General features: G+C 67.6%; 23 protein-coding genes and 1 tRNA gene. 19 read left to right on the forward strand and 5 right to left on the reverse strand.

Annotated features, from left to right (window positions below):
- The first annotated feature begins 107 nt into the window (after window positions 1–107).
- From BR78_RS0114675 to BR78_RS0114735, 13 genes are all read left to right on the forward strand, one after another.
- The gene (locus BR78_RS0114675) at window positions 108–461 is read left to right on the forward strand and encodes a flagellar basal body rod protein FlgB (RefSeq protein ID WP_029936840.1); all 354 of its coding nucleotides are present in this window, start codon (window positions 108–110) and stop codon (window positions 459–461) included.
- A gap of 2 nt (window positions 462–463) precedes the next feature.
- Window positions 464–871 carry a flagellar basal body rod protein FlgC gene (gene flgC / locus BR78_RS0114680; protein ID WP_029936841.1) on the forward strand — a complete coding sequence of 136 codons (408 nt, stop codon included), beginning with the start codon at window positions 464–466 and terminating at the stop codon, window positions 869–871.
- 2 nt (window positions 872–873) lie between these two features.
- On the forward strand, window positions 874–1,563 hold the full coding sequence (locus BR78_RS0114685; protein WP_029936842.1) for a flagellar hook assembly protein FlgD: 690 nt from the start codon (window positions 874–876) through the stop codon (window positions 1,561–1,563).
- A gap of 26 nt (window positions 1,564–1,589) precedes the next feature.
- Window positions 1,590–2,870: a flagellar hook protein FlgE gene (locus BR78_RS0114690; protein ID WP_029936843.1), complete on the forward strand. Its 1,281-nt coding sequence runs from the start codon at window positions 1,590–1,592 to the stop codon at window positions 2,868–2,870.
- A 26-nt stretch (window positions 2,871–2,896) separates the two neighbouring features.
- Complete coding sequence (locus BR78_RS0114695) at window positions 2,897–3,637, forward strand: flagellar basal body rod protein FlgF (protein WP_029936844.1); 741 nt, start codon at window positions 2,897–2,899, stop codon at window positions 3,635–3,637.
- Between the two features lie 16 nt (window positions 3,638–3,653).
- A complete protein-coding gene (gene flgG, locus BR78_RS0114700; RefSeq protein ID WP_029936845.1) occupies window positions 3,654–4,442 on the forward strand; it encodes a flagellar basal-body rod protein FlgG in 789 nt (262 codons plus the stop codon).
- 10 nt (window positions 4,443–4,452) lie between these two features.
- Window positions 4,453–5,148, forward strand: coding sequence for a flagellar basal body L-ring protein FlgH (locus tag BR78_RS0114705; RefSeq protein ID WP_029936846.1), 696 nt, complete (start codon window positions 4,453–4,455; stop codon window positions 5,146–5,148).
- A gap of 197 nt (window positions 5,149–5,345) precedes the next feature.
- The gene (locus BR78_RS0114710; protein WP_029936847.1) at window positions 5,346–6,431 is read left to right on the forward strand and encodes a flagellar basal body P-ring protein FlgI; all 1,086 of its coding nucleotides are present in this window, start codon (window positions 5,346–5,348) and stop codon (window positions 6,429–6,431) included.
- Window positions 6,428–6,763 (forward strand): rod-binding protein, encoded by a 336-nt coding sequence (locus BR78_RS0114715; RefSeq protein ID WP_029936848.1) that lies wholly within the window; start codon window positions 6,428–6,430, stop codon window positions 6,761–6,763. The genes BR78_RS0114710 and BR78_RS0114715 overlap by 4 nt, the downstream gene beginning before the upstream one ends.
- Window positions 6,760–8,100, forward strand: a complete 1,341-nt coding sequence (gene flgK, locus BR78_RS0114720) for a flagellar hook-associated protein FlgK (RefSeq protein WP_029936849.1) — start codon at window positions 6,760–6,762, stop codon at window positions 8,098–8,100. Before BR78_RS0114715 ends, flgK begins: the two co-directional genes overlap by 4 nt.
- Before the next feature lie 8 nt (window positions 8,101–8,108).
- Complete coding sequence (gene flgL, locus BR78_RS0114725) at window positions 8,109–9,005, forward strand: flagellar hook-associated protein FlgL (protein ID WP_029936850.1); 897 nt, start codon at window positions 8,109–8,111, stop codon at window positions 9,003–9,005.
- Between the two features lie 96 nt (window positions 9,006–9,101).
- Window positions 9,102–9,965 carry a flagellar motor stator protein MotA gene (motA, locus tag BR78_RS0114730; RefSeq protein WP_029936851.1) on the forward strand — a complete coding sequence of 288 codons (864 nt, stop codon included), beginning with the start codon at window positions 9,102–9,104 and terminating at the stop codon, window positions 9,963–9,965.
- Entirely contained in the window at window positions 9,966–10,922 is a 957-nt protein-coding gene (locus BR78_RS0114735) for a flagellar motor protein MotB (RefSeq protein WP_081855797.1), read from the forward strand. It begins immediately after the preceding gene.
- 9 nt (window positions 10,923–10,931) lie between these two features.
- On the opposite strand, the gene BR78_RS0114740 is transcribed toward BR78_RS0114735, so the two are convergent.
- Both BR78_RS0114740 and BR78_RS0114745 read right to left on the reverse strand, forming a co-directional pair.
- Entirely contained in the window at window positions 10,932–13,997 is a 3,066-nt protein-coding gene (locus BR78_RS0114740; protein ID WP_029936853.1) for a hypothetical protein, read from the reverse strand.
- A 132-nt stretch (window positions 13,998–14,129) separates the two neighbouring features.
- Window positions 14,130–14,216 (reverse strand) — tRNA-Leu (locus tag BR78_RS0114745).
- A 143-nt stretch (window positions 14,217–14,359) separates the two neighbouring features.
- Between BR78_RS0114745 and BR78_RS0114750 the strand changes: the two genes are divergently transcribed.
- The gene (locus tag BR78_RS0114750) at window positions 14,360–15,718 is read left to right on the forward strand and encodes an MATE family efflux transporter (RefSeq protein WP_029936854.1); all 1,359 of its coding nucleotides are present in this window, start codon (window positions 14,360–14,362) and stop codon (window positions 15,716–15,718) included.
- Here the strand turns inward: BR78_RS0114750 and BR78_RS0114755 are convergent.
- Window positions 15,690–16,556 carry a zinc-ribbon domain-containing protein gene (locus tag BR78_RS0114755; RefSeq protein ID WP_029936855.1) on the reverse strand — a complete coding sequence of 289 codons (867 nt, stop codon included), beginning with the start codon at window positions 16,554–16,556 and terminating at the stop codon, window positions 15,690–15,692. The two genes, BR78_RS0114750 and BR78_RS0114755, sit on opposite strands and share 29 nt — an antisense overlap.
- 173 nt (window positions 16,557–16,729) lie before the next feature.
- Between BR78_RS0114755 and ftsE the strand changes: the two genes are divergently transcribed.
- From ftsE to BR78_RS0114775, 4 genes are read left to right on the forward strand one after another with little or no spacing between them, the layout of a single operon-like run.
- Window positions 16,730–17,431 carry a cell division ATP-binding protein FtsE gene (gene ftsE / locus BR78_RS0114760; protein ID WP_029936856.1) on the forward strand — a complete coding sequence of 234 codons (702 nt, stop codon included), beginning with the start codon at window positions 16,730–16,732 and terminating at the stop codon, window positions 17,429–17,431.
- Window positions 17,428–18,312 (forward strand): cell division protein FtsX, encoded by an 885-nt coding sequence (locus tag BR78_RS0114765; RefSeq protein ID WP_029936857.1) that lies wholly within the window; start codon window positions 17,428–17,430, stop codon window positions 18,310–18,312. Before ftsE ends, BR78_RS0114765 begins: the two co-directional genes overlap by 4 nt.
- Window positions 18,309–18,851, forward strand: a complete 543-nt coding sequence (locus BR78_RS0114770; protein ID WP_029936858.1) for a YdcF family protein — start codon at window positions 18,309–18,311, stop codon at window positions 18,849–18,851. The genes BR78_RS0114765 and BR78_RS0114770 overlap by 4 nt, the downstream gene beginning before the upstream one ends.
- Window positions 18,851–19,546, forward strand: a complete 696-nt coding sequence (locus BR78_RS0114775; RefSeq protein WP_029936859.1) for a lysophospholipid acyltransferase family protein — start codon at window positions 18,851–18,853, stop codon at window positions 19,544–19,546. The genes BR78_RS0114770 and BR78_RS0114775 overlap by 1 nt, the downstream gene beginning before the upstream one ends.
- 188 nt (window positions 19,547–19,734) lie before the next feature.
- On the opposite strand, the gene BR78_RS0114780 is transcribed toward BR78_RS0114775, so the two are convergent.
- The gene (locus tag BR78_RS0114780; RefSeq protein WP_029936860.1) at window positions 19,735–20,643 is read right to left on the reverse strand and encodes a prephenate/arogenate dehydrogenase family protein; all 909 of its coding nucleotides are present in this window, start codon (window positions 20,641–20,643) and stop codon (window positions 19,735–19,737) included.
- On the reverse strand, window positions 20,643–21,737 hold the full coding sequence (hisC, locus tag BR78_RS0114785) for a histidinol-phosphate transaminase (RefSeq protein WP_029936861.1): 1,095 nt from the start codon (window positions 21,735–21,737) through the stop codon (window positions 20,643–20,645). Before hisC ends, BR78_RS0114780 begins: the two co-directional genes overlap by 1 nt.
- A 69-nt stretch (window positions 21,738–21,806) precedes the next feature.
- On the opposite strand from hisC, the gene BR78_RS0114790 reads away from it, so the two are divergent.
- A complete protein-coding gene (locus tag BR78_RS0114790) occupies window positions 21,807–23,372 on the forward strand; it encodes a flavin monoamine oxidase family protein (RefSeq protein ID WP_029936862.1) in 1,566 nt (521 codons plus the stop codon).

The raw sequence follows: 23,372 nt of genomic DNA on the forward strand, positions 1-23,372 counted from the left end.
GGCACAAGGCCGGGATGACGGGGGGAATTGGGGTGATCGCGCTCCCCAGCGAAAACTGGCACGGCCATTGCAGCGACACGCCCGAACTTTTGTGCGGGAGACGTGCAATGCAGAGTGACAGCCTTTTCGGCGTACACGGCGCGGCGCTGACCGTGCGCTCGCAGCGCATGGGCGTGCTCGCGTCGAACATCGCCAACGCATCCACGCCCGGGTACAAGGCCAGGGACATCGACTTTCAGGCCGCACTCGCCTCGATCGAAGCGCCGGGCGGATCGAGCGATGCCGCGATGGACGCCGCGACGCTCTATCGTGTCCCGCTGCAGCCGAGCCAGGACGGCAACACCGTCGAGCTCGCCACCGAACAGACCGCCTTCGCCGAGAATGCCGTCGCCTATCAGACGACCCTGTCGTTCCTGAACGGCCGCATCTCGACGATCACGCGCGCGCTCAGGGGAGAATGAGCATGGGCAGCCCGCTCTCGATCTTCCAGGTCTCGGGCCGCGCGATGAGCGCGCAGCTCGTGCGGATGAACACCACCGCCTCGAACCTCGCCAATGCCGGCACCGTCGCGTCGAGCGCCGAGTCGGCATATCGCACGATCAAGCCGGTGTTCCGCACCGCCTTCGACGAAGCGAGCGGCATGTCCACCGTCGATGTCGAGCAGGTCGTCACTGCCGGATCCGAGCCGACCAAGCGCTATGACCCCGGAAACCCGCTGGCCGACAAGGACGGCAATGTCTGGGAGAGCGCCGTCGACGAAACGCGAGAGCTCGTCGACATGCTCGAATCGTCGCGCACCTACCAGAACAATGTCGAGGTCATGCAGACTGCCAAGCAGCTGATCGTCGACACCCTCAAGCTGGGCCGCTGATCATGGATTTCGATAGCACGCTGCAGACCCTGGGCATCAAGCGCTACGGCGGGTCGTCCCAGTCGGGCACCAAGGATAATTCGAACCTCGGCAAGACCGAGATGGACCAATCCGACTTCCTGACGCTGATGACCGCGCAGCTCAAGAACCAGGACCCGTTCGAGCCCGTCGACAACACCCAGATGGTCGCGCAGATGGCGCAATTCTCGTCGCTCTCGGGCATCACCGAGATGAACACGACGCTGAAGGCGATCTCCGAGAAGCTGGCGGGCACGTCGCTGGGCGATGCGCTCGGCTATGTCGGCAAGACCGTGCTGACCGAAGGCTCGAGCGCCTATCCGCGAACGAGCGGCGGCATCGCCGGTGCGGTGGCGCTGGCAGACAATGCCACCGACGTGAGCGTCACGATCAGCGATCCCAACGGCAAGATCCTCAAGACCATGACGCTCGGCGCACAGGACAAGGGCGCAGTCGCGTTCGACTGGGACGGCGTCACCGAAAGCGGCGATCCCGCCGGCGACGGCCCGTTCACGGTGAAGGTCAGCGCACGCAACGCCGACGGCACAGTCGGCGCCGCGCCGCTCGTCTGGGCGCCGGTCTCGACCGTCTCGATGGGCGCCGACGGCCAGCCCCGCCTCACGCTTCCCGGCATCGGCCAGATCGGTCTCTCCGACGTCTGGCAAGTCGGCTGATCCCAGGTTCCAAGGAGTAGTCCCCAATGTCCTTCTTCACTTCGCTCAGCGGGCTCCAGGCTGCCCAGACCGACATGTCGACGATCTCGCACAACCTCGCGAACGTCTCGACCAACGGCTTCAAGCGCTCGACGACGCAGTTCGCCGACGTGATCGCTTCCACCGCCAGCACCAACCCGACCAACGTGATCGGTTCGGGCACGGTGGTTAAGTCGGTCCGCCAGCAGTTCAGCCAGGGCGGCTTCACCCAGTCGACTTCGGCGCTCGACGTCGCGGTCTCGGGCGAGGGCTTCTTCGTGGTGAAGAGCCCCGATGCGAGCGGCAACGGCGTCGCCTACACCCGCAACGGCAGCTTCCTCGTCGATTCGAACCGCAATGTCGTGGACGCGCAGGGCAACCGGCTGCAGGTCTATCCGGTCGACGGTTCGGGCGCGGTAGTCGCGACCGGCTTGGGCTCGACCATCGCGCTCCAGCTGCCGCAGACCAGCGGCATCCCGGTGGCGACCGCGAACGTGAACCTGTCGCTCAACCTCAATGCCAATTCGACCGTGCCGAGCGCGGCGTTCGATCGCTTCGATCCGTCGACCTATAATCATTCGAACCAGACGACGATCTTCGACGCCGGCGGCAACGCAATGACGCTGACGACCTATTTCGTCCGCGACAGCGCACCGAGCAGCGGCGATCCGACCAGCAGCTGGAGCGCCTATTCGTTCGTCGGCGACAAGCAGCTCAGCGCGGATTCCGATCCCGATGCGGGCACGCCGATCTCGATGACCTTCGACGCGACCGGCGCCATGACGTCGCCGACCGGCACGACCACCTTCGCAGGCTTCCTCGCTCCCGGCTCGACCGTGGACCAGGTGCTCACCATGGATTTCGGCAATGCGACGACGCAGGTCTACAAGCCGTTCAACGTCGATGTCGCCACGCAGGACGGCGCGCCCGTCGGCCAGCTGGAAGGCGTGGCGATCGGCGAGGACGGCCTGGTCCGCGCCAGCTTCTCGAACGGCGACACCCAGTCGCTCGGCAAAGTCGTGCTCGCCGGCTTCTCGAACCCCACCGGCCTGCGCCAGCTCGGCAGCAGCACCTGGTCGGCGTCGGGCCTGTCGGGCGATCCGCGCCTCGGTGAGCCGGGCACACAGGGTTTCGGCGGGCTTATGACCGGCGCGATCGAGCGATCGAACGTCGACATCACCGAGGAATTGGTGGGGCTCATCGCCGCGCAGCGCGCCTTCCAGGCGAACGCCAAGGCGCTCGATACCGCGAGCCAGATCTCGCAGACCATCTTCAACATCCGCAGCTGAGCCGAAAGGTTAGAAAAGGTTAGGCAATGGACCGGCTCGTCTACACCGCGCTCACGGGGCTCCGCAGCCAGATGGCGGCGCAGTCGACGATCGCGAACAACATCGCGAACGCGTCGACCACCGGCTATCGCGCCGATCGCGTCAGCTTCGACCGGCTGGTGCTGACGGGCGGGCTCGAGACGCGCCAGCTGGCGGCGGAGGAAGTCGACGATTTCGATCGCCGCGCCGGCACGATCGTCCAGACCGCGCGCCCTCTCGACGTGGCGGTGACTTCCGATTCGTGGATCGCAGTCCAGGCGACCGATGGCAGCGAAGCCTATACGAGGCGCGGCGACCTTTCGGTCGCGGCCTCGGGCGTGCTGGAAACCGGCGACGGTTTCCCGGTGATGGGGTCGGGGGGCCCCATCACCGTGCCGCCCTATCAGTCGATCGCCATCGCCGATGACGGCACCGTCTCCATCGTGCCCGCCGGCGGCGATCCGACCCAGCCGCAGGTGATCGACAAGATCAAGCTCGCGAGCCCAGCGGGCACGCAGACCGCCAAGGGCCTCGACAACCTCCTCCACGTGAAAGGCGGCGGCGTGCTGCCCGAGGACATGGACGGCAAGCTCGCATCCGGCGCGCTCGAGCAATCGAACGTCAACCTCACCCAGGCGCTGGTCGACATGATCGAGAACCAGCGCAGCTACGAAGTGCAGGCCAGCCTGCTCAAGGAAGCCAAGAACATGGACGAGAGCGCCGCATCCCTGATGCGGATGCCCGCGTAACGAAAGGATTTAGACGATGGGTTCCTCGGCAATGCACATCGCGCGCACCGGGCTCGACGCTCAGGACATGCGCATGCGGGTGATCTCGAACAACCTCGCCAACGTCAACACGACCGCGTTCAAGCGCGATCGCGCCTCGTTCCAGACCTTGTCCTACCAGGTCGTGACGGCGCCGGGCGCGGCCAGCACCGCGGAGACCAAATACGCCACCGGGCTCAATCTCGGCACCGGCGTCCGCATCCAGGGCACGGCGCGGGTGGAGACGCAGGGGTCGTTCCAGAACACCGGCGGATCGCTCGATCTCGCGCTGGAAGGCGAAGGCTATTTCCAGGTGCAGATGCCGGGCGGCCAGCTCGGCTATACCCGCGCGGGCAATTTCTCGCGCTCGGCCGAAGGGCTGATGGTGACGAGCGACGGCTATCAGGTGCAGCCGGGGATCACGATCCCCGAAGGCACCACCGGGATCACCATCGGCGCCGACGGTACCGTCTCGGCAACCGTCGCCGGGCAGACCGAGGCCAGCCAGATCGGCCAGATCCAGGTCGCGACCTTCCCCAATCCGGGAGGGCTGCAGGCGACCGGCGACAATTTCCTGATCGAGACCACCGCGAGCGGCGCGGCGAGCCTAGGCGCCGCCGGCGACACCGGCCGCGCCAAGATCCGCCAGGGCGCGCTCGAGGCCTCGAACGTCAATGTCGTCGAGGAACTGGTCGACATGATCGAGACGCAGCGTGCGTACGAGGTCAATTCGAAGATGATCTCGGCGACCGACGAGATGCTCAAATATGTCAATCAGAACATCTGAGGCCGCCGCCATGAAGTTCCTCACCGGCCTCGCCACCGGCGCGCTCGTCGTTGCCGCTTTGGCGTTCAGCACCGCACCGGCCAAGGCGCAGTTCCTCGGTATCGGCAAGAAGAAGGCGAAGGAGGATTTCTCCGCGACGCTTGCCCGGCCCGAACCCGTCGTGGCGCCCGCGAACGGCGGCATCTTCCAGCCGGATGACGGCTATGCCGCGCTCTACGAAGGCCAGCGCGCGCGCCGCAAGGGCGATCCGCTGACGATCGTCCTGGTCGAGCGCACCAGCGCCTCCAAGTCGGCGAGCTCGAAGCTCGACAGTGGCGGCGGCTTCTCGCTGACTCCGCCGACCACCGGGCCGCTCAACCTGTTCGACAAAAGCGATGCCTCGATGAGCGGCAACCGCAACTTCAACGGCACCGGCACCGCCGACCAGGCCAACGCGCTGTCGGGCGAGATCAGCGTCACCGTTGCCGAGGTTTATCCCAACGGCACGATGCTGGTGCAGGGCCAGAAGCGCGTGACGCTCAATCGCGGCGACGAGTTCGTCCAGATCAAGGGGCTGGTCCGCACCGCCGATATCGACGCGTATAACCGCGTCGCCAGCACGCGCGTCGCCGATGCCCGCATCGCTTATACCGGCAAGGGCGACGTCGCCCGCGCCAGCCGCCAGGGCTGGCTGAGCCGGTTCTTCCAGATCCTCAGCCCCTTCTGAGCGGAGCCGCAGATATGATCCGTTTCGACCTTCGGCCAGCTCCGCTCCCCTCCCTGCTTGCAGGGAGGGGCTGGGGGTGGGCGCGCGCGTCTGCGCGCCTAAGAGACTCTGTCGCCCAGCGTCGAAGCGCCGACCGGGGCATCGAGCCCCGTCCGGCGCAACCCACCCCTAACCCCTCCCTTCCAGGGAGGGGAACCCTGGTGCTCGCCCTTCTCGCGCTTTTCACTGTCATCACCCCCGCGCATGCGCAGCGCGTGAAGGATCTGGGTGGCTTCCAAGGAATCCGCACCAACCAGCTGACCGGCTATGGCGTCGTCGTGGGCCTTCCCGGCACCGGCGACGACAATCTGGAATATACCGTCCAGTCGATGCGTGGCGTCGCTTCGCGCTTCGGCTTCCAGCTACCGCCCGGCGTCAGCCCCAGCCTCAAGAACGCAGCGGTGGTGATGATCACCGCGGAGCTCCCGCCCTTCGCCAAGCCGGGCCAGAAGCTCGACATCACCGTCTCGTCGATGGGCAAGGCCAAGTCCTTGCGCGGCGGCACGCTGATCCTGACCCCGCTGCAGGGCGCCGACGGCCAGATCTACGCAATGGCGCAGGGCAATCTCGCGGTCGGCGGGCTCGGCGCGGACGGCGCGGACGGCTCGAAGATCGTCGTCAACACGCCCTCCAGCGGCCGCATCCCCGAGGGTGCGACCGTCGAGCGCATCGTCGATACCGGGTTCGACCGGGCGCCGATGCTCACCTTCAACCTCGCCCGCGCCGACTTCACCACGGCGCAGCGCGTGCAGGACGCGATCAACAGCCGCTTCGGCAGCGCCCGCGCCCGCGCGATCGACGGCGTGTCGATCGCAGTGCAGGCACCCGCCGGCGCAGACGTGCGCGCCGAACTGATGTCGGAAATCGAGAATCTCACGGTCGAGGCCGCCGAGGCGCCGGCCAAGGTGATCGTCAATGCGCGCACCGGAACCGTGGTCATAAACTCGGCCGTCCGGGTCAGTCCGGCCGCGGTGACGCATGGTAAACTCACCGTTCGTATCGATGAGGCCCAAAATGTCAGCCAGCCTCTGCCGTTCAGTAAGGGCGAGACCGTCACGGAGCAGCACAGCAGCGTGAACGTCGAGGAGGAAAAGAAGCCGATGTTCCTGATGCAGCCCGGCCCCAAGCTCGCCGACGTGGTCAAGGCAGTGAACGCCATCGGCGCTTCGCCCGCCGATCTCGTCGCGATCCTCGAGGCACTCAAGGAAGCCGGCGCGCTCAAGGCCGAGCTGATCATCCTGTGACCCAAGTCAATGCGCCCGCAACGAGCAATGGCGGCGGCGTGTCGATGGATACGTCGCGGCTGGCCTCAAGCGAGAATCTCGAAGCCGCGGGCAAGCGCTTCGAGGCGATCTTCGTCGGCATGATGCTCAAGTCGATGCGCACCGCGAGCCTTGGCGAAGGGCTGTTCGACAGCAAGGCGGGGCAGCAGTTCCGCGACATGCAGGACCAGCAGCTCGCGCAGAGCATGGCCGCGCACGCGCCGATCGGGATCGGCAAGGCGATGACCGACTTCCTCGCCAAGTCGCAGTCGCTCGAAGCTGCGGCACCGGCCGCTGAAGGGAGCACGCCATGAGCGACATGCTGTCGATCGGCGCGTCGAGCCTCAGGGCCTATCAGGCCGCGCTGACCACCACGTCCGAGAACATCGCCAATGCGGGCAATGCGGGCTATTCGCGCCGCACCGCGCCGGTGCGCGAAGTCGTGGCACCCGGCGGGCTCACCACCGGCTCGGCGCAAGGCATGGGCGTGGTCGTCACCGGGATTTCGCGCGCGACCGACATCTACAAGACCGCCGAGGTCCGCACCGCAACCGCAGATCTCGCCAAGACCGAGACCGGCGCGACCTGGCTCCAACGGATCGAGGGCTCGCTGAGCGGCCAGCAACTGGGCGACCGGCTCACCGCCTTCTTCAACGCGGCCAAGGGCGTCGCCGCCGATCCCGCTTCGCTCGCGCCGCGCGCGACGATGGTGGAGGCGGCATCGAGCGTGGCCTACGCCTTCTCCGCCACCGGCGCCGCGCTCGACAGCGCGGCCGAGGATCTCGATGCCAGCGCCAGCGCCGCCGCGACCCAGCTGAACGGGCTCGCCCAGGCGCTGGCCAAGGTCAATGCGGGGCTCGGGCGCTCGACGCTCGGCACCAGCGGCCAGGCGGCCCTGCTCGACCAGCGCGACAAATTGCTCGAGGAGATGAGCGCGATCACCGACGTGTCGGTGACCACCGATCCGTTCGGCAAGGCCTCGGTCCGCGTCGGCGGGCCCGCCGGGCCGGTGCTCGTCGAGGGCGAGAATGCGGGCGCGGTGACTTATGCGCGCAGCGATGCGGGGCTGGTCGCCTATGCCGCGCATTTCCAGGGCCAGAGCAGCGCGGTGTTCCCGAACGGCGGCGCGCTGGCGGGCTTTGCCGAGGGCGCGCAGCGGATCGCCGACGCGCATGCCGAGATCAACCGGCTGGCGACCGCCTTCGCCAATGGCGTCAACACGGTGCAGGCCGCGGGCGACGATCTGACCGGCACTGCCGGCGCTCCGATGTTCACGATCGGCGATCCGGCATCCACGCTCACGCTCGTGCTCGACGATCCGCGCGGCATCGCCGCCGCGGCGACCGGCGCAGGCGTGCGCGACAACGGCAACCTCGCCGGGTTCGAGACGCTGCGCAGCTCAGGCAGGTTCGAGGACGGGGTGTCCACGCTCACTTCCGCCAACGCCGCTGCGCTTTCGGCACGCACCACCGTCGCGCAGGCCCAGTCGGCGATGCGCGATTCCGCCATTGCCGAGCGGACCGCCGCGATCGGCGTCAACGTGGACGAGGAAGCGGTCGACCTGATCCGCTTCCAGCAGGCGTATCAGGCATCGACCCGCGTGATTCAGGTCGCGCGCGAGACGCTGCAATCCATCCTCGACATCCGGTGATCCAGACCATGCGCATCGCAACTTCGCAGCTCTACAACCGCCCCGCGTCGCTGATGACCCAGCTGAGCGCCGAGGCGGACCGGATCCAGACCCAGATCGCCACCGGCAAGCGGATCCAGACCGCGTCGGACGACCCCGCCGCCTATCTGCGCCTGCAAACCATGAGGCAGCAGACCGCCGACGACGGCGCCTGGTCCGCGAATATCGGCATGGCGCAAGGGCTGCTCGCGCAGACCGACACTACGCTCGACAGCGTCGAATCGCAGCTCCAGCGCGCGCTCGAGCTCGCCACCCAGGCCGCCAACGGCACGCTCTCGGACGCCAATCGCGACGCCATCGCCGAGGAGCTGAACGCGATCCGCGACGCGCTGTTCGGGCTTTCGAACACCCGGGACGTGCGCGGCCAGCCTTTGTTCGGCGGCGCGACGGGCGACGTCGCTTATGTCCAGGCCGCCGACGGCACGATCAGCTTCGCGGGAACCGGCGAACCTTCGGCGATCCCGATCGGCGAAGGCACGAGCATCCAGGGAACGGTGACCGGCGTGCGCGCCTTTGCGAGCGGGAGCAGCGACATGTTCGCCGTGCTCGCCGGTTTCACTGCGGCACTGGAAGCCGGAGGCGACGTCAAGGCGGCAGCCGATGCGGCGATGACGGGGCTCAACGGCGCGCTGGAGAGCGTCAACCTCGCCCGTGCATCGGCCGGTGCGCGCGCTGCGCGGCTCGATCTCGATGCCGAGCGGCTCGTCGACGCGGGCGAGGCGCGCGAATCCGCGCGGACGGCATTGGAGGACACCGACATCACCACCGCGGTGACCCAGCTCCAGAAGACGCTGACGATCCTGCAGGCGACGCAAGCGAGCTTCACCAAGCTCACCAGTCTGTCGCTGTTCGATTATCTGCGCTGATCCCGGCGGGCACGCTTTTTCCGCTGAAAGTTACGGCGAAGCGGTCGTTTACCACAACAGGTGCCGGCGCTCGGACACGGGGGGAAGTTTAGTCGCATGTTTGTGTTGATCGGCTTTGTCGTCCTCATCGCGATGGTCTTCGGCGGGTTCGTCATCACCGGCGGCGCGCTCGGCCCCGTGATGCACGCGCTCCCGCACGAGATGCTGATCATCGGCGGCGCGGCCGCGGGCGCGCTAATCATCGGCAATTCGATGAAGGAGCTGAAGGCGCTGGGCAGCGGCTTCATGAAGGTCGTCAAGGGCCCGAAATACAAGAAGCAGGATTATCTCGACACGATCTTCCTCGTCTCCAAATTGATGAAGATGCTGCGCACCGAGGGCCCGATCGCACTCGAGCCGCATGTCGAGGATCCCAAATCCAGCGCGATCTTCGCCGAATATCCCCGGCTGCTCGCCGATCACACGTTGATCAACCTGATCACCGATACGCTGCGTCTCGTCGTCGTCTCCTCGGGCACGCTCGACGTGCACGCGGTCGAGGACGTGATGGATAACGCGATCAAGACCCACCATCACCATGTCCAGGGCCCGCAGACCACGCTGCAGAGCCTCGCCGATGCGCTACCGGCACTCGGCATCGTCGCCGCCGTGCTCGGCGTGGTGAAGACGATGGGCTCGATCGACAAGCCGCCGACGATCCTCGGCGGGATGATCGGCTCGGCGCTGGTCGGTACCTTTCTCGGCGTGCTGCTGGCTTACGGCATCGTCGGCCCGCTCGCGACCCGGCTCCAGCAGGTGATCGACGCCGACGCGGCGATCTATCACACGGTCAAGCAGATCATCATCGCCTCGCTCCACGGCCACCCGCAGCCTCTGGTGATCGAAGCCGCACGCTCGGGCATCGCGCACCAGAACCAGCCAGGCTTCGGCGAGGTGTTCGACGGCCTAAGGGGCCGGTAAATGGCGGCGCGCGCTCCGCACGGGAGCAACCAGCCGCCGAAGATCATCGTCAAGAAGATCTTCGTCGAAGGCCATGGCGGCCATCACGGCGGCGCGTGGAAGGTCGCCTATGCCGATTTCGTGACCGCGATGATGGCGTTCTTCCTGCTGCTCTGGCTGCTCGGCGCGACCACCGAGAAGCAGCGCAAGGCGCTTGCCGATTATTTCGCGCCGACGCTGATCGACTTCAAGCAGAACAGCGCCGGATCGAACGGGCTGCTGGGCGGCGACGCGATCAATTCGCGCGACAATTATCCCAGCAAAGCCTCGCAGACCGGCACCCGGTCGATGACGATCCCCGCCGGCGCGATCGGCGGCAACGATGTCGGCACCGGCGAGAAGGGCACGCTCAAGGACCAGCGCGCGCTCACCCAGCAGGACCAGAAGAACTTCAGCGAGACCGCGAAGAAGATCCAGGCCAAGATGCGCTCGCGCCCCGGCCTGGCAAAGCTCGCCAACCATATCCGCTTCGTCGCGACGCGCGACGGCATGCGCATCGATCTGCTCGACGACGCCAATTATTCGATGTTCGATCTGGGCACGACGGCCTTGGTGCCCGATGCCAGCGCGCTGATCGGCACGATCGCCGAGACGATCGCGGACATGGAGAACCCGATCATGATCCGCGGCCATACCGACAGCCTCGGCTATGGCGACCCCCGCAACATGAACAACTGGATGCTCTCCAGCGGCCGCGCCGAAGCGACGCGCCGCCGGCTCGCCTCGGGCGGCGTGCCGGAGATGCGCTACGAGCGGATCGAAGGCGTCGCCGACCGCGAGCCGCTGATCGTCGAGAACCCCACCGACCCGCGCAACCGCCGCGTCTCGATCACGCTGCTGTTCCGCCGGATCATGGACCAGGACAAGAACGAGCGCTTCGGCCGGGGCCCGCGACCGCAGGCGATCGCCGCACGCTGACGCGACGGGTTAGAAGAACTGCTTGCGAAAGGTCAGCCGGACGACACGGCCCAGCGGATCGACGAGGTTCGGCACATAGGCCGACGGTACCACGCCATTCTCATCGGTCACGCGCTGTCTGGCATTGAACAGATTGTCGACGCGCAGCTGGATACGCGATCCGCGGAGCCAGGGACTCTTGAGCAGGAAATCGATGTCCTGACCTGGGTTGAACTCAGTCAGCAGGCCGATCTTGGCCAAGCTGCCGAAGTTGAGCTGGGTCTGGCTGCCGAGCGCGCCGGTCATGCGCTGCGATCCGCTTTGCCAATTGGCGGTGGCCTGAAGCAGCCACGCGTCGCGCTTCACTGCGACCAGCGCGTCGATCCGGTGCGCGGCGACACTCTGTCCCGACGAACCGTCGAGCCGATCGATGACCGGCAGGCCGGGGCGGATCAGCGCCTCATCCCTTAGCACCCAGGCATGATCGAGCGTGAAACGGATGAGATTGCCGCCGCCGCCGAAGCCGCCGCGCGCCCCGCCGCCGAAGCCGCGCCCGCCACCGCCCTGTCCGCCGCGGAACCCGCCGCCCCCGCCCGGGCCCTGGCCTTCTCCGCGATCCCGCCCCTGATCCGGCTGGCCCTGCGTCTGAGGTTGGCCCGACCCCTGACCTTGGCCTTGGCCTTGGCCTTGCCCCTGCCCTTGGCGACGCTGGTTGCCACCGAACAGGCTCTGCTGCTGGCCGAGGCGGCGGAATTGTTCGAGCTGCGCAGTAAATTCGGGTGGAAGCGGCTGGCCGGTGCGGCGCGATTCGGCCATCGCCGCCTGGAATGCGGTGCGGCGTTCGCGCATGCGCGTCGCCTGTGGCGAGGAGATCGGGATCGAAAAGTCGATGCCCCAGCGCAATTGGGAAGTGTCGCGGCTCGCATAGTTGACCGGCCGATAATCGATGCTGGTCAGCCGCCCGTCCCGGTCGCGGACGAACCGGTCGGGAAACGCCGCCTCGATCTCGGCCGTGGCGCCCGGGAAGCTCTCCGTCGAGTTTCGATAATGCTGGTTGCTGTAGCTGGCCCTGATGTTGAGGTTGGTCTCGGTGAACGGCCTGATGGAAACGCGCGCATTGAATGCATGGCGGCTGTCCGCCACCAGCAGCGGGTTCCCCCCAGTGATCGCGATGATGTCGACGCTCTCGTTGCGGACGAAATCGAATACGCGGCGGTTCGGCGTCACCAGCACCGGATCGCCGAGTCTGCCCGGATCTGGCGCGTTGCTGTCGTCACTGATGCTGATGTTTGCGCGGATCTGCGGAATCGGCGACCAGTTCAGCCCATAAGTGGTGCTGGTGAGCCGGCCGAAATCCGAAAGCTGCTCGACCTCGAGATTGCCGGTGATCGACAGGTCGCCGATCGCATCGAGCACGGCCAGGCGGCGGCTGGTGAGCGGAACGGTGATGTTGCCGCGTATGCTGCCCGTGTCGCGCGCGACATCTCCCGGCTGGAATCGGTTCGCGATCCAGGATTCGCTGTGCTGGTCCTGACTCCGCCCGGCTACGCGCACGGTCGCGCGCACGTCGCCGGCGGGCATCTTGAACAACGACCCGAAGGTCGCAAAATCGATATTGAGGTTGCTCGAGTTCGATTTGGCAAGCTGGTCGGAACGCAGGCTGACCAGCGACGGAGCGATCGGCCCGAACGGATTGAAGCCCGGATCGCGCGCGTCCAGCAGCGCCTGCGCCTGCACGGCGTCCACGCCGGTGGCGGTGACCGAACTGGTCTCGCCGTAATTGTAACTTGCCTGGAGCGACCAGCTCCAGCTCGCGAGCCACGGCGAAGTGGTGCCGTTGAGGGTAAGATTGCCATTGATCGCCCGGTTGTCGCTCGAGCGCGTCAGCGGCGCGAGATTGTCGTAATAGCGGAAGAGCCGCACGTCGTTCGAGAAGGGCGAGAAAGGATTGCCCGCGGGCAGCAGCAGCGTCGCGCCGGGCAGGCCGAGCAGCGAATCGGTGTGATTGGCCGTGAACTGGACCGTGGCGGTGGCGTTGACCTTGTCCGAGATCGCGGGCGTGTAGGTGGCGCTGATCGCAAGGTTCTTTTGCGGTGTCGCGCTAAAGCCCGGTCCTTGGCCGGGGCCGCCGCCGCCGCCCGTCAGCGTACGATAGGGCGAGAGATCGGCGGCATTGGCCCGGTTCGCATTGGCCGCGAAACCGGCGAGCGTCGGCGCCGCACCGACCGCGCTGTCCGGCGCGCCGGCTACCGTGACCATGGTTCCCGCAAGCGCGCTGAGTGCAGGGTCGATCTCGGTGCTGATAAGGCCCGTGACAGGGTCGACACGGGGGACGCCGGCGATATTGCCGACCGTGTCGAACAAGGTCACCGGCGCGCGCGTCACGCCGCGTTCGCTCTCGAGGATGCCTGAATTCTGGCTGTACTTGATGTCGAGCTCGAGCCGTTCGCTGCGCCGGATCTTGTTGAGATTGACGTTGCCGCTCTGCCACGAATTGCCGCCGGCGGTGGGCATCGCACCTTCGAGCACCGAAGTGAGCCCCATGAAGCGGCGGCGCAGGACGAAATTGACCACCTTCTGGTTGGCGCCGTAGCCGAACTGGAGCGCGGCCTCCTCAGGCAGGATGTCGATGCGCTCGATCGCTTCGGTGGGCAGGTTGCGGATCTCGGCGATGTTCGAACGCCGGCCGCTGAGCAGGATCACCGGCTGCTCGTCGCCGCGGCCCGAACCGCTGCCGAGCTGCGCCGAAAGCGCGGTCATCAGCTCGGTGACGTTCGACGCGCCATAAGCGCGGATGTCGGCGGGGCCGAGCTGGACCTCGGGCTTGACGTCGCCGGGCACCGCACCGCGCAGCTGGCCGGTCACGACGATATCCTCGCCGGCCGCCTCGGCATCGTCCTGTGCCGGCGCCTGCTGCGCGCCCGATTGCGCGGGAACGGGCTCGGCCTGCGGCGCGGGAGTTTGCGTCGCCTCGACGGTAGCCGGAGTCGGAACCGGAGTCGGAACCGGGGCCGGCGTCGCCTGATCCTGCGCCAGTGCCGCCACCGGCAGCGCGCCGACCATCAGCGCACCGATCGCGCATCCCCACTTCAACATCCTGTTACTCCCAAGACCCACGCTCCCGCATGACGGGGCCGCGTCTCATGGCTCGCTACAGGCGACTTGTCGCAAAATTGTGCCAGGCTTGGGAAAAACTGTGGCGCCGCCGAAGCGGCGCCCCCTGGTTTCTGGTGCGGTCGAGAAGACTCGAACTTCCACGGCCTTTCGGCCACAACGACCTCAACGTTGCGCGTCTACCAGTTCCGCCACGACCGCACGTGAAACTCGCCGGGAGGTCCCCGGCGTCTGGTAAGGCGCGGCCCCTAGCAAAGCGTTTGGGGGCATGCAAGCCACCTGCGCCCGCTTTCGCGTAATCCGTTTCCGCTTTGCTGAAACCACAGTAGACGCAGCGGCCCGCCATGCTGCTCTCCCCCGCCCTCACCGCCGAGATGCGCCGCATCCTCGCCCTTGCGTGGCCAGTGGTGCTGACCAGTCTCAACTGGACGATCCTGCACGTCACCGACGTGGCGGTGGTCGGGCTGGTGAGCACCAGCGAGGCGGCGGCGCTGGGGGCGAGCCGATCGCTCACCTTTCCGGGCATCGTCGTGGGGCTCGGCTGGCTGACCGGCATCCTCGTTTATGTCTCGCGCGCCGACGGCGCCGGGGATCTGCGCGAGACCGGACGCGTGTTCCATCAGGGCATGCTGCTCGCATTGATGCTGGGGCTGGCGAGCGGGCTGGCGCTGTTCCTGTGGCCCGAGCCGATGCTGCTCGGACTCGGCGTCGCGCCCGGCATCGCCCCTGCTGCCGCCGATGTCGTGCAGGTGATGGCGATCGCCTATCCCTTCCAGCTGATCATCGTCGCGGCGAGCTTCTTCCTCGAAGGCGTGAGCAGGCCGCGGCGCGTGACGGTGGTCAACCTGTCGATCCTGCCGCTCAATGCGCTGCTCGCCTGGGTGCTCGCCACCGGCCAGTTTGGATTCCCGGTGACGGGCGCAGTCGGCGCGGCGCTGGCGACTGCGATCGCATCCGCGCTCGGTGCAGTCGGCATGGTGGTCGCCGCCTGGACACTGCCGCGCGCGGGATCGCGCGGCGTGCACGATCTGGGCGCGCTGGGGAGCCGCGCTTCCTGGGCCGGCGCACTGCGGCTCGCGCGCTTCGGACTGGTGCCGGCGATCGCCTCGGGGCTCGAGCTGATCGGCTTCGCGATCCTGATCGCGCTGTCGACCCAATTGGGCAAGACGACCGCACACGCCTTCCAGATCGTCTTCTCGATCCACAACGTCACCTTCGCGGTGGCGCTCGGGCTGGGTTCGGCAGCCGGCGTGCGCGTGGGCAATGCCGTTGGCGAGGGCGTGCCCCACGACGCCGCACGACGCACGGCAATCGCGGCTTTGCTCGCGGCGCTGGCGACGGGCGCATTGTCGCTGTTGCTGATCATATTGGCGCTGCAGGTGGTCGCGGTCTTCCCGGCGACCGGCGGCGTCCACGCGCTCGCCGCGGCGATGCTCGTCTTATGGGCGCCGTTCATTCTGTTCGACGGCGTGCAGGTCGTGTTCGTCTATGCGCTGCGCTCGCTCGGCGATCAGGTGGCGGCGGGGGTCAACGGCATCATCGCCTTCTTCGTCATCACCGGCGGCCTGGGCGTGCTGCTGGTGCAGGGTGGCTTTGGCCCGAACGGTCTCGTCCTCGCCTCCGGACTGGGAATGGTCGCGGCCGCGCTGCTGCACGGCCTACGGCTCGGCTGGGTCAGCCGCCGATTTCGTTCGCGAAGCTGAGCTTGACCGTCTTGGCGTTGCGCGGAACGTCGAGCTTGGCGCCGGTAAAGTCGAGCGCCGCCTTGGGACCGAGTGCACGGTTCTCGGGGGTGATCCGCCAGCTATAGACGATGTCGTCGGCGCCATCGAGCAGCTCGACGCGGATATCGGGGATGCGCTGCCCGGTTCCCGTGGGGTTGTTCACCTTGCCCGAAACGACGAACGCCTCGCTGCCATTGGGCATCGGGCGAAGCTCGACGCTCTTGTCGGTGAAGAGCAACGGCGTCTCGACTTCGCGGCCGATGCCGAGGCCCAATTGCGCCGCGATGCCCGGCGCTCCCGAATAGAGGATGGCGCCGGTGCCGAGCAGCATCGACAAGCCGGCGATCACTGCGGCGGCGGTCCAGCGTTTGGCCGGATTGCGGCGCGGCTTGAAGCGCGGCGGCGGCGCGAAGGGGTCATATTCGGGAGCCGCGACGACCGGATCCTCATAGACGCGCGGTGACGACGGCGGTGACGATGGCGGTGTCGGCCGGGCGGGTGCCGGCGACGGCGCGCGCGCTGCGGGACGCGCCGCGACAGCCACCGGCGCTTCCGCCTCGGCCATTTGCACGCGCGGGGGCGCCACCTTCACGCTGAACGTCTGGGGCGCGGATCCCGATTGCCCGGCGGGCGCAACAACCGGCGCGGGCGCGCTATGACTTTCCGCCGGCACCGGGCGGGTCGTGCGATCGAGGATGGCGGGCGCCTGGAACCAGCTATGCTTGCAGCTCGCGCACCGCACCGTTCGGCCCTCGGCGCCGATCGCGCTGTCGGGAACGAGGTACCGTGTCCGACACTGGCTGCATTCGAGGATCATCTAAACGTCTCACCCGCCGGCTGCCCACTGGCCGGTTATGGTGATTCTAGCTGTAACGAATCGGCCCCACAAGAGTCTCGGTTGCGCGCGCCGTGCCACCATCGCTTGAGCCCGCGGGCGGGCTGTGCGATGCCGTCCGCCACTGGAAAGCAAGGAGCGGCCGGCGCCGGCGAATGGCCAATATCGTCCAATTCGAGAATGTCGGCTTGCGCTATGGCACGGGAACCGAGACGCTCTCGGACGTCAGCTTCACGCTCAAGAGCGGATCCTTCTATTTCCTGACCGGCCCGTCCGGCGCGGGCAAGACCTCGCTGCTCAAATTGCTCTACCTCGCGCAGCGCCCGACGCGCGGCGTGATCCGGCTGTTCGGCGAGGATGCCGGGGGGTTGCCGCGCCAGAGGCTTCCCGGCTTCCGCCGGCGGATCGGCGTGGTGTTCCAGGACTTCCGGCTGGTCCCGCACCTCTCGGCCTATGACAATATCGCGCTGCCGCTCCGTGTGGCGGGGGTGCAGGAGAACGATGTCGAGGCGCCGGTGCGCGAGATGCTCGCCTGGGTCGGCCTCACCGATCGCGGCCGGGCCAAGCCGCCGACGCTTTCGGGCGGCGAGCAGCAACGCATCGCGATCGCCCGCGCAGTGATAGCGCGCCCCGAGTTGCTCGTCGCCGACGAGCCGACCGGCAACGTCGATCCCGAAATGGCCGAGCGGCTGCTCTATCTGTTCGAATCGCTGAACCGGCTCGGCACCACCGTCGTCGTCGCGACGCACGACTTCCACTTGCTCCACCGCATCCCCAACGCGCAGATGATGCGGATCGAGCATGGCAAATTGAGCGACCCCACCGGCGTGCTGCGCAATCCGCCGGGTGCGGCATGATCCTCAGCCTCAATCCCAATGCCCCCGACCGGCGACTACTCGACGAGGGCCGGCGCACGCGGGCGATGACGTGGATCATGGCGATCATGCTGTTCCTGACCGTGCTCGCGGGGGCGCTGGGGCTCGGCATGTTCGCGGCGACCGGCCAGCTCGACCGCGAGCTTTCGGGTCGCCTGACGGTGCAGATCGTCGAGCCGGTCGCGAGCCTGCGCGACGCCCAGGCGGCGGCGATGGTCCGCGAACTCGGCAGGCTGCCGGCGGTCGCGCGCGTCCGCGAAGTCGATCGCGCGCATCTCGCCGAACTGCTGCGGCCCTGGCTCGGCGATGCCGGGCTCGATCCCGATCTGCCGATGCCGGCGATGATCGATGTCGAGGTGCGCGGCAGCGACGTTGCGGCGGTGGAGCAGGCGGCGCGCCGGATCGCGCCGGGCGTGCGGCTCGATCGGCACGCACAATGGCTGTCCCCGGTGCGCAGCTTCATGTCGACGATGAGCTGGCTGGCTGTGAGCCTGATGCTGCTGATCGCGGGCGCGACCGCCGCGGTGGTGCTGCTCGCGGCGCGCGCCGGACTGGACACGCACCGCGACACGATCGAAGTGCTCCACATGCTGGGTTCCACCGACGTCCAGATCGCCCGCCTGTTCCAGCGGCGCATCGCCTTCGATACGCTGCTGGGCGGGCTCGCCGGCACCGTGGCGGCTCTGGTGCTCGTCTGGTTCCTGCAGGGACGGCTGAGCGCGGTCGGATCCGAGATGCTCGGCGGCGTGGCGCTGCAACGGCACGACTGGTTCCTGTTGCTGCTCCTGCCGCTGAGCTTCGCCTTGCTCGCCACCATCGCGGCACGGATCGCGGTGCTGCGCAATCTGGGCAGGCGCCTGTGATCTGGCGGATCGCCTTGTTGCTGCTGGTCGCCTGGGCGCTCGGCTTCGCCTTCTTCCTGATGTCGCTCGGCAAGCCGCTCGACAATCGCAAGACCGACGCGATCGTCGTGCTGACGGGCGGTTCGGGGCGGATCGATCGCGGGTTGGCGGTGCTCGGCAAAGGCGACGCCAAAAGGATGCTGGTGAGCGGAGTCGATCCCGACGTTCGCCCCGTCGAGCTCGCGGTGCAGTTCAAGATCGACCGCCGGCTGATGGCATGCTGCATCGATCTCGGCTGGCAGGCGGTCGACACGCGCTCGAATGCGGACGAGACTGCGAAATGGGTGCAGCGCCACGGCTATAAATCGGTGCGGCTGGTGACCACCGACTGGCACATGCCGCGCGCGCGCATGGAGCTGGCCAACGCGATCGGCGGCGATGTCGAAGTGATCGGCGACGGCGTTCGCAGCGGCGCCAACAGCCCCGGCTGGGGCGTGCTGCTACGCGAATATCACAAATATCTGGTGCGCCGGATCGCGCTGTGGACCCATGCGGGCTGATGGACCGGCTTCGTACCCTGTCGTTCGCAGTCGCCTTTTTCGGGCTTTCGGTGCCGATCGTGCTGCTCGCGCCGGTGATGGCCTTGTTCGGGCAGCGCGCATTCCGCCGCTGGGTGCTGTTCTGGACGCAATATCACGCATGGTGCGCGCGGAATCTGGCGGGGATCCGCGTTCGTGTGGAGGGCGCGCCGCTGGCCACGCCCGCGCTCTACGCATCGAAGCACCAATCCTTTTTCGAGACCTTCGAATTGGTCCGGATGCTCGACGCGCCCGCGGTGGTGATGCGGCAGGAGTTCGCGCGCATCCCGGTCTGGGGTTGGGCGGCGCGGCGCTACGGCGTGATCATCATCGACCGCAGCGGCGCGGCCTCGGCGCTGCGCCAGATGATGCGCGAGGCCAAGGCGGCGGGCGCCGCGGGCCGATCGGTGATCCTCTTTCCCGAAGGCACGCGCTCGGCAATGGGCGAGACGCCGCCGATGCAGGCCGGGCTCGCTGGGCTGTATCGCGCGGTCGGCCTGCCGGTGGTGCCGGTCGCGCTCGATACCGCGCGCGTGTGGCCCAAGCACGGGCCGATGCGGCCCGGCATAGTGACCTTCCGGTTCGGAGCCGCAATTCCGCCGGGGTTGAAGCGCGACGAGATCGAGTCGCGCGTATATGCGGAGATCAATGCGCTGAACCGCCAGGCGGCATTGTAGGATTGCCGTCGCTTAACTTCGCACTTTTCCCGCGAATCGTGAACAAAAATTTCCGAAACGTGAAATGATATTACGCAAGGAAAGCGGGCTATTCGACGATATCAAAGAGCGAAGGTCCGCGGGAAATGCGGAAACGCGCCAGTGCAGCAGGTGAAATCCTACTTTGCAACCGTCGGCAGGTGACAGCCTCAATCGTGCGAGCGACCGAAGTCCGGGCGGGCGTCGTCCTGGCCCTGGTCGATGATCGAGCGGCGGACGGCGCGGGTGCGGCTGAACAATTCGAACAGTTCGTCGCCCTTGCCCCAGCGGATCGCGCGCTGGAGCGCGGTCAGGTCCTCCGAGAAGCGCTGGAGCATGTCGAGCACCGCCTCGCGATTGGCAAGGAACACGTCGCGCCACATCGTCGGGTCGGAAGCGGCGATACGGGTGAAGTCGCGAAAGCCGCCGGCCGAATATTTGATCACTTCGGACGCCGTGACTTCCTCGAGGTCCGAAGCGGTGCCGACGATCGTATAGGCGATCAGATGCGGCAAATGGCTGGTGACCGCGAGCACGCGATCGTGATGCGCGGGCTCCATCGTCTCGACTTCGGCGCCCAGTCGGCGCCAGAACTCGAGCACGCGCTCGGTGGCGAGGGCGTCGGTGCCCTCGGGCGGCGTGACGATGCACCAGCGGTGGTGGAACAGCGACGCGAAGCCCGCCTCGGGGCCGCTATTCTCGGTGCCCGCCACCGGGTGTGCGGGGACGAAGGTCGCTTGCGGAAGCGAAGTGCGGACCGCCTCGATCACGCTTTCCTTGCACGATCCGACGTCGCTCAGGATCGCATCGGCGGGGAGATCGGCGGCGATCTCCGCCGCGACCGCGCCCATCGCGCCGACGGGAACGCAAAGGATCACCAGATCGGCGTCGATCACCGAAGTGCCCGCGGTATCGGCCACGTCGTCGCACAGATCGATCCGCACCGCCGTCTCGCGCACCGCCGGGTCCATGTCGTAGCCGGTGACGCGGACGCTGGGCATGTGCTGGCGCACCGCGCGCGCGATCGACGAGCCGATCAGGCCCAGCCCGATGACGGTGACGCGGGCGAAGGGCAGCATCAGGCGCCCGCCAGCGCGCGAAGCGCCGCGATCACGCCGCGCGTCTCGTCCTCGGTCCCGATCGTGATGCGCAGGCCGTGCGGAAGCCCCTGCCCCGGCAGCCAGCGAACGATATAGCCCGCGTCCATCAGCCCCTTATACGCCGTCTCGGCGCTGAGCTGGCCTTCGAACAGCACCAATACGAAATTGGCCTGGCTCGGCACCGCGCGCAGCCCGGCATTGCCGAGCTTGGCAATTTCGTCGGCGAACCAGCGACGCCATTCGGCATTGTGCGCCTTGGTGTGCGCGACGAAGGCCTCGTCGCCCAGCGCCGCGACTGCCGCCGCAGTGCCTGCGATGGTGATCGAGAAGGGCAGGCGAATGCGATGCATCGCCTCGATGATCGGCGCCGAGGCATAGCCCCAGCCGATCCGCTCGGCGGCGAGGCCGTACATCTTCGAGAAGGTGCGCGTCACCAGTACGTTGGGCGCGGTGCGCGCCAGCTCCATGCCGCCGTCGTCATCGTCGCCTTCGATATATTCGGCATAGGCGTGATCGAGCACGAGCAGCACGGTGCTCGGCAGCCCGGCGTGGAGGCGCAGGATCTCGGCGCGCGGTGCATAGGTGCCGGTGGGGTTGTTGGGGTTGGCGATGAAGACGATCTTCGTGCGCTCGGTCACCGAGGCGAGGATCGCGTCGACATCGGTCGCATAGTCCTTGTCGGGCGCGACCACCGGGATCGCGCCGACGCGGCGAGTGGCGATCGGGTATACGGTGAAGCCGTAATGGACGTAGATGATCTCGTCGCCCGGCCCGGCGAACGCGCCGGCGGCGAGGTGGAGCACTTCGTCCGAGCCGTTGCCGTAGATGATCCGCGCCGGATCGAGGCCGTATTTCGCCGCGATCGTCTCGCGCAGCTGCACGGCGCTGGCATCGGGATAGCGCTCGAGGCTGGTCGCTGCGGTGAGGAAGGCGTCGCGCGCCTTTTGCGAGGTGCCGAGCGGATTCTCGTTCGACGAGAGCTTGGTCACCTTGCGGCCGTCATCGGTGGTGGAGCGCCCCGGTACATAGGGGGCGATTTCCATGATCCAGGGCTTGGGAACGGGTGCGGTCATGGCCGCGCGGCTTGGCGGAATGGCTTGCGGATGGCAAGCTCGGTATGGGCGAGCATATGGGAGGGGGCGATGCGAGGAAGCAGCACGGTATGGCGGGCGCTGGCGGCGGCACGGGCGCGCAACCTTGCCGACGCAGGCGAGGCGGCGCCGGTTGCGGGGGCTCCCGGGGCGACCCGGCGCGCATTGCTCAAGGGGATCGCGGCGGCAGGCATGGCCTCCGCGCTGCCACGCCCTGCCCGCGCCTTTGCCGGCGGGCGCGTTGCGATCATCGGCGGCGGGATCGCCGGGCTGAGCGCGCTCCATCACCTGCGCGAAGCCGGCATCGACGCGCATGTCTATGAGGGGCGCACGCGCACCGGCGGACGGATGTTCACGCATCGGCCCGCGGGCGGCACGGCGTTCGAAGTGGGCGGACAGCTCGTCAACACCGATCATGACGACATGCAGGCGCTGTGCCGTCATTTCAAAGTGCCGCTGGTCGATCGGAAGGCCGAGCCGCACGACACGCTGATCCTCGGCGACGGCCGGCTGCTGGGCGATGCCGAACTCGCCGAGGGACTGCGCGGAATCGCGGCACAGATCGACCGGGATTCGACTCGGCTGGACAAGGATTTCGAGCGCGTCGCGGCCGAGCTCGACCGGATGTCGATCGCGGGATATCTCGACAAGCACCGCGCCTTGATGGGGCCGTCATGGGTGCGCCGGCTGATGGAGGCGACGAGCCGCACCGAATATGGCGTCGAACCCGCGCACGCATCGGCAGTCGAACTCGTGTTCAATCTGCCGACGGTCGACGGCCAGCGCGTCGAAGTGCTGGGCGAATCCGACGAGCGCTATGTGATCCAGGGCGGCAGCAGCACGCTGATCGAGGCGATGACGGCGCAGTATGCGGATCGCATCACCACCGGCAAACGGCTGGCGCGCATCGCGCAGTCGCGCGGCGGCGTGCGCCTCGACTTCCTCGACGGAACCCGGGCCGAGGCGGAGACGGTGATCGTCGCGGTGCCGGCACCCTTGCTGCGCCAGATCGATTGGCGCGTGCCGCTGCCCGCGATCTGGCGTGCATTCATCGCCGAGATGGAGCTGGGCCATAATGAGAAGGTCCAGGCGGGCTCGAACGGCACGCCGTGGCGCGCGCCCATGGGGGTGGGCGGCGAGCTGTGGCAGACCGAAGCCGATGCCGGCTGGGCGCTCGGCTGGGACGGCAGCGTCCACCGCGCTGACGGGGTCGCGCCGGTCTGGACGTGGTTCCTCGGCGGCGACGAAGTGCGGCGCGCCGAAGCCGAGGCGCCTTCCGCGCTGGCCGCACGCTTCGCCGGCGGTGCCGCGCCCGCGATACCCGGGCTGGCGGAGGCCTTCACCGGCCCCTTCGCGCGCACCAACTGGCATGCCCAGGCGATGACGCTCGGCGCCTATGTCAATTTCCGCCCCGGCCAGATCACCCGCTTCGCCCGCTTGCTCTGCGTCGAATCGGACGATCCCGCCGAACGTCACGTGCCCGGCGCCGGGCAGGTCTGGTTCGCCGGCGAACACCTCTCCGAAGCTTATCCGGGCTATATGAACGGCGGCGCGCAGACCGGCCGCGTGGCGGCGCAGGCGATCGGCGGATGGCGGGGGCTGACGAAAGCGGCCTGA

It is taken from the genome of Sphingomonas sp. UNC305MFCol5.2, assembly GCF_000712135.1.
In the GTDB taxonomy this organism is placed as follows: Bacteria; Pseudomonadota; Alphaproteobacteria; order Sphingomonadales; family Sphingomonadaceae; genus Sphingomonas.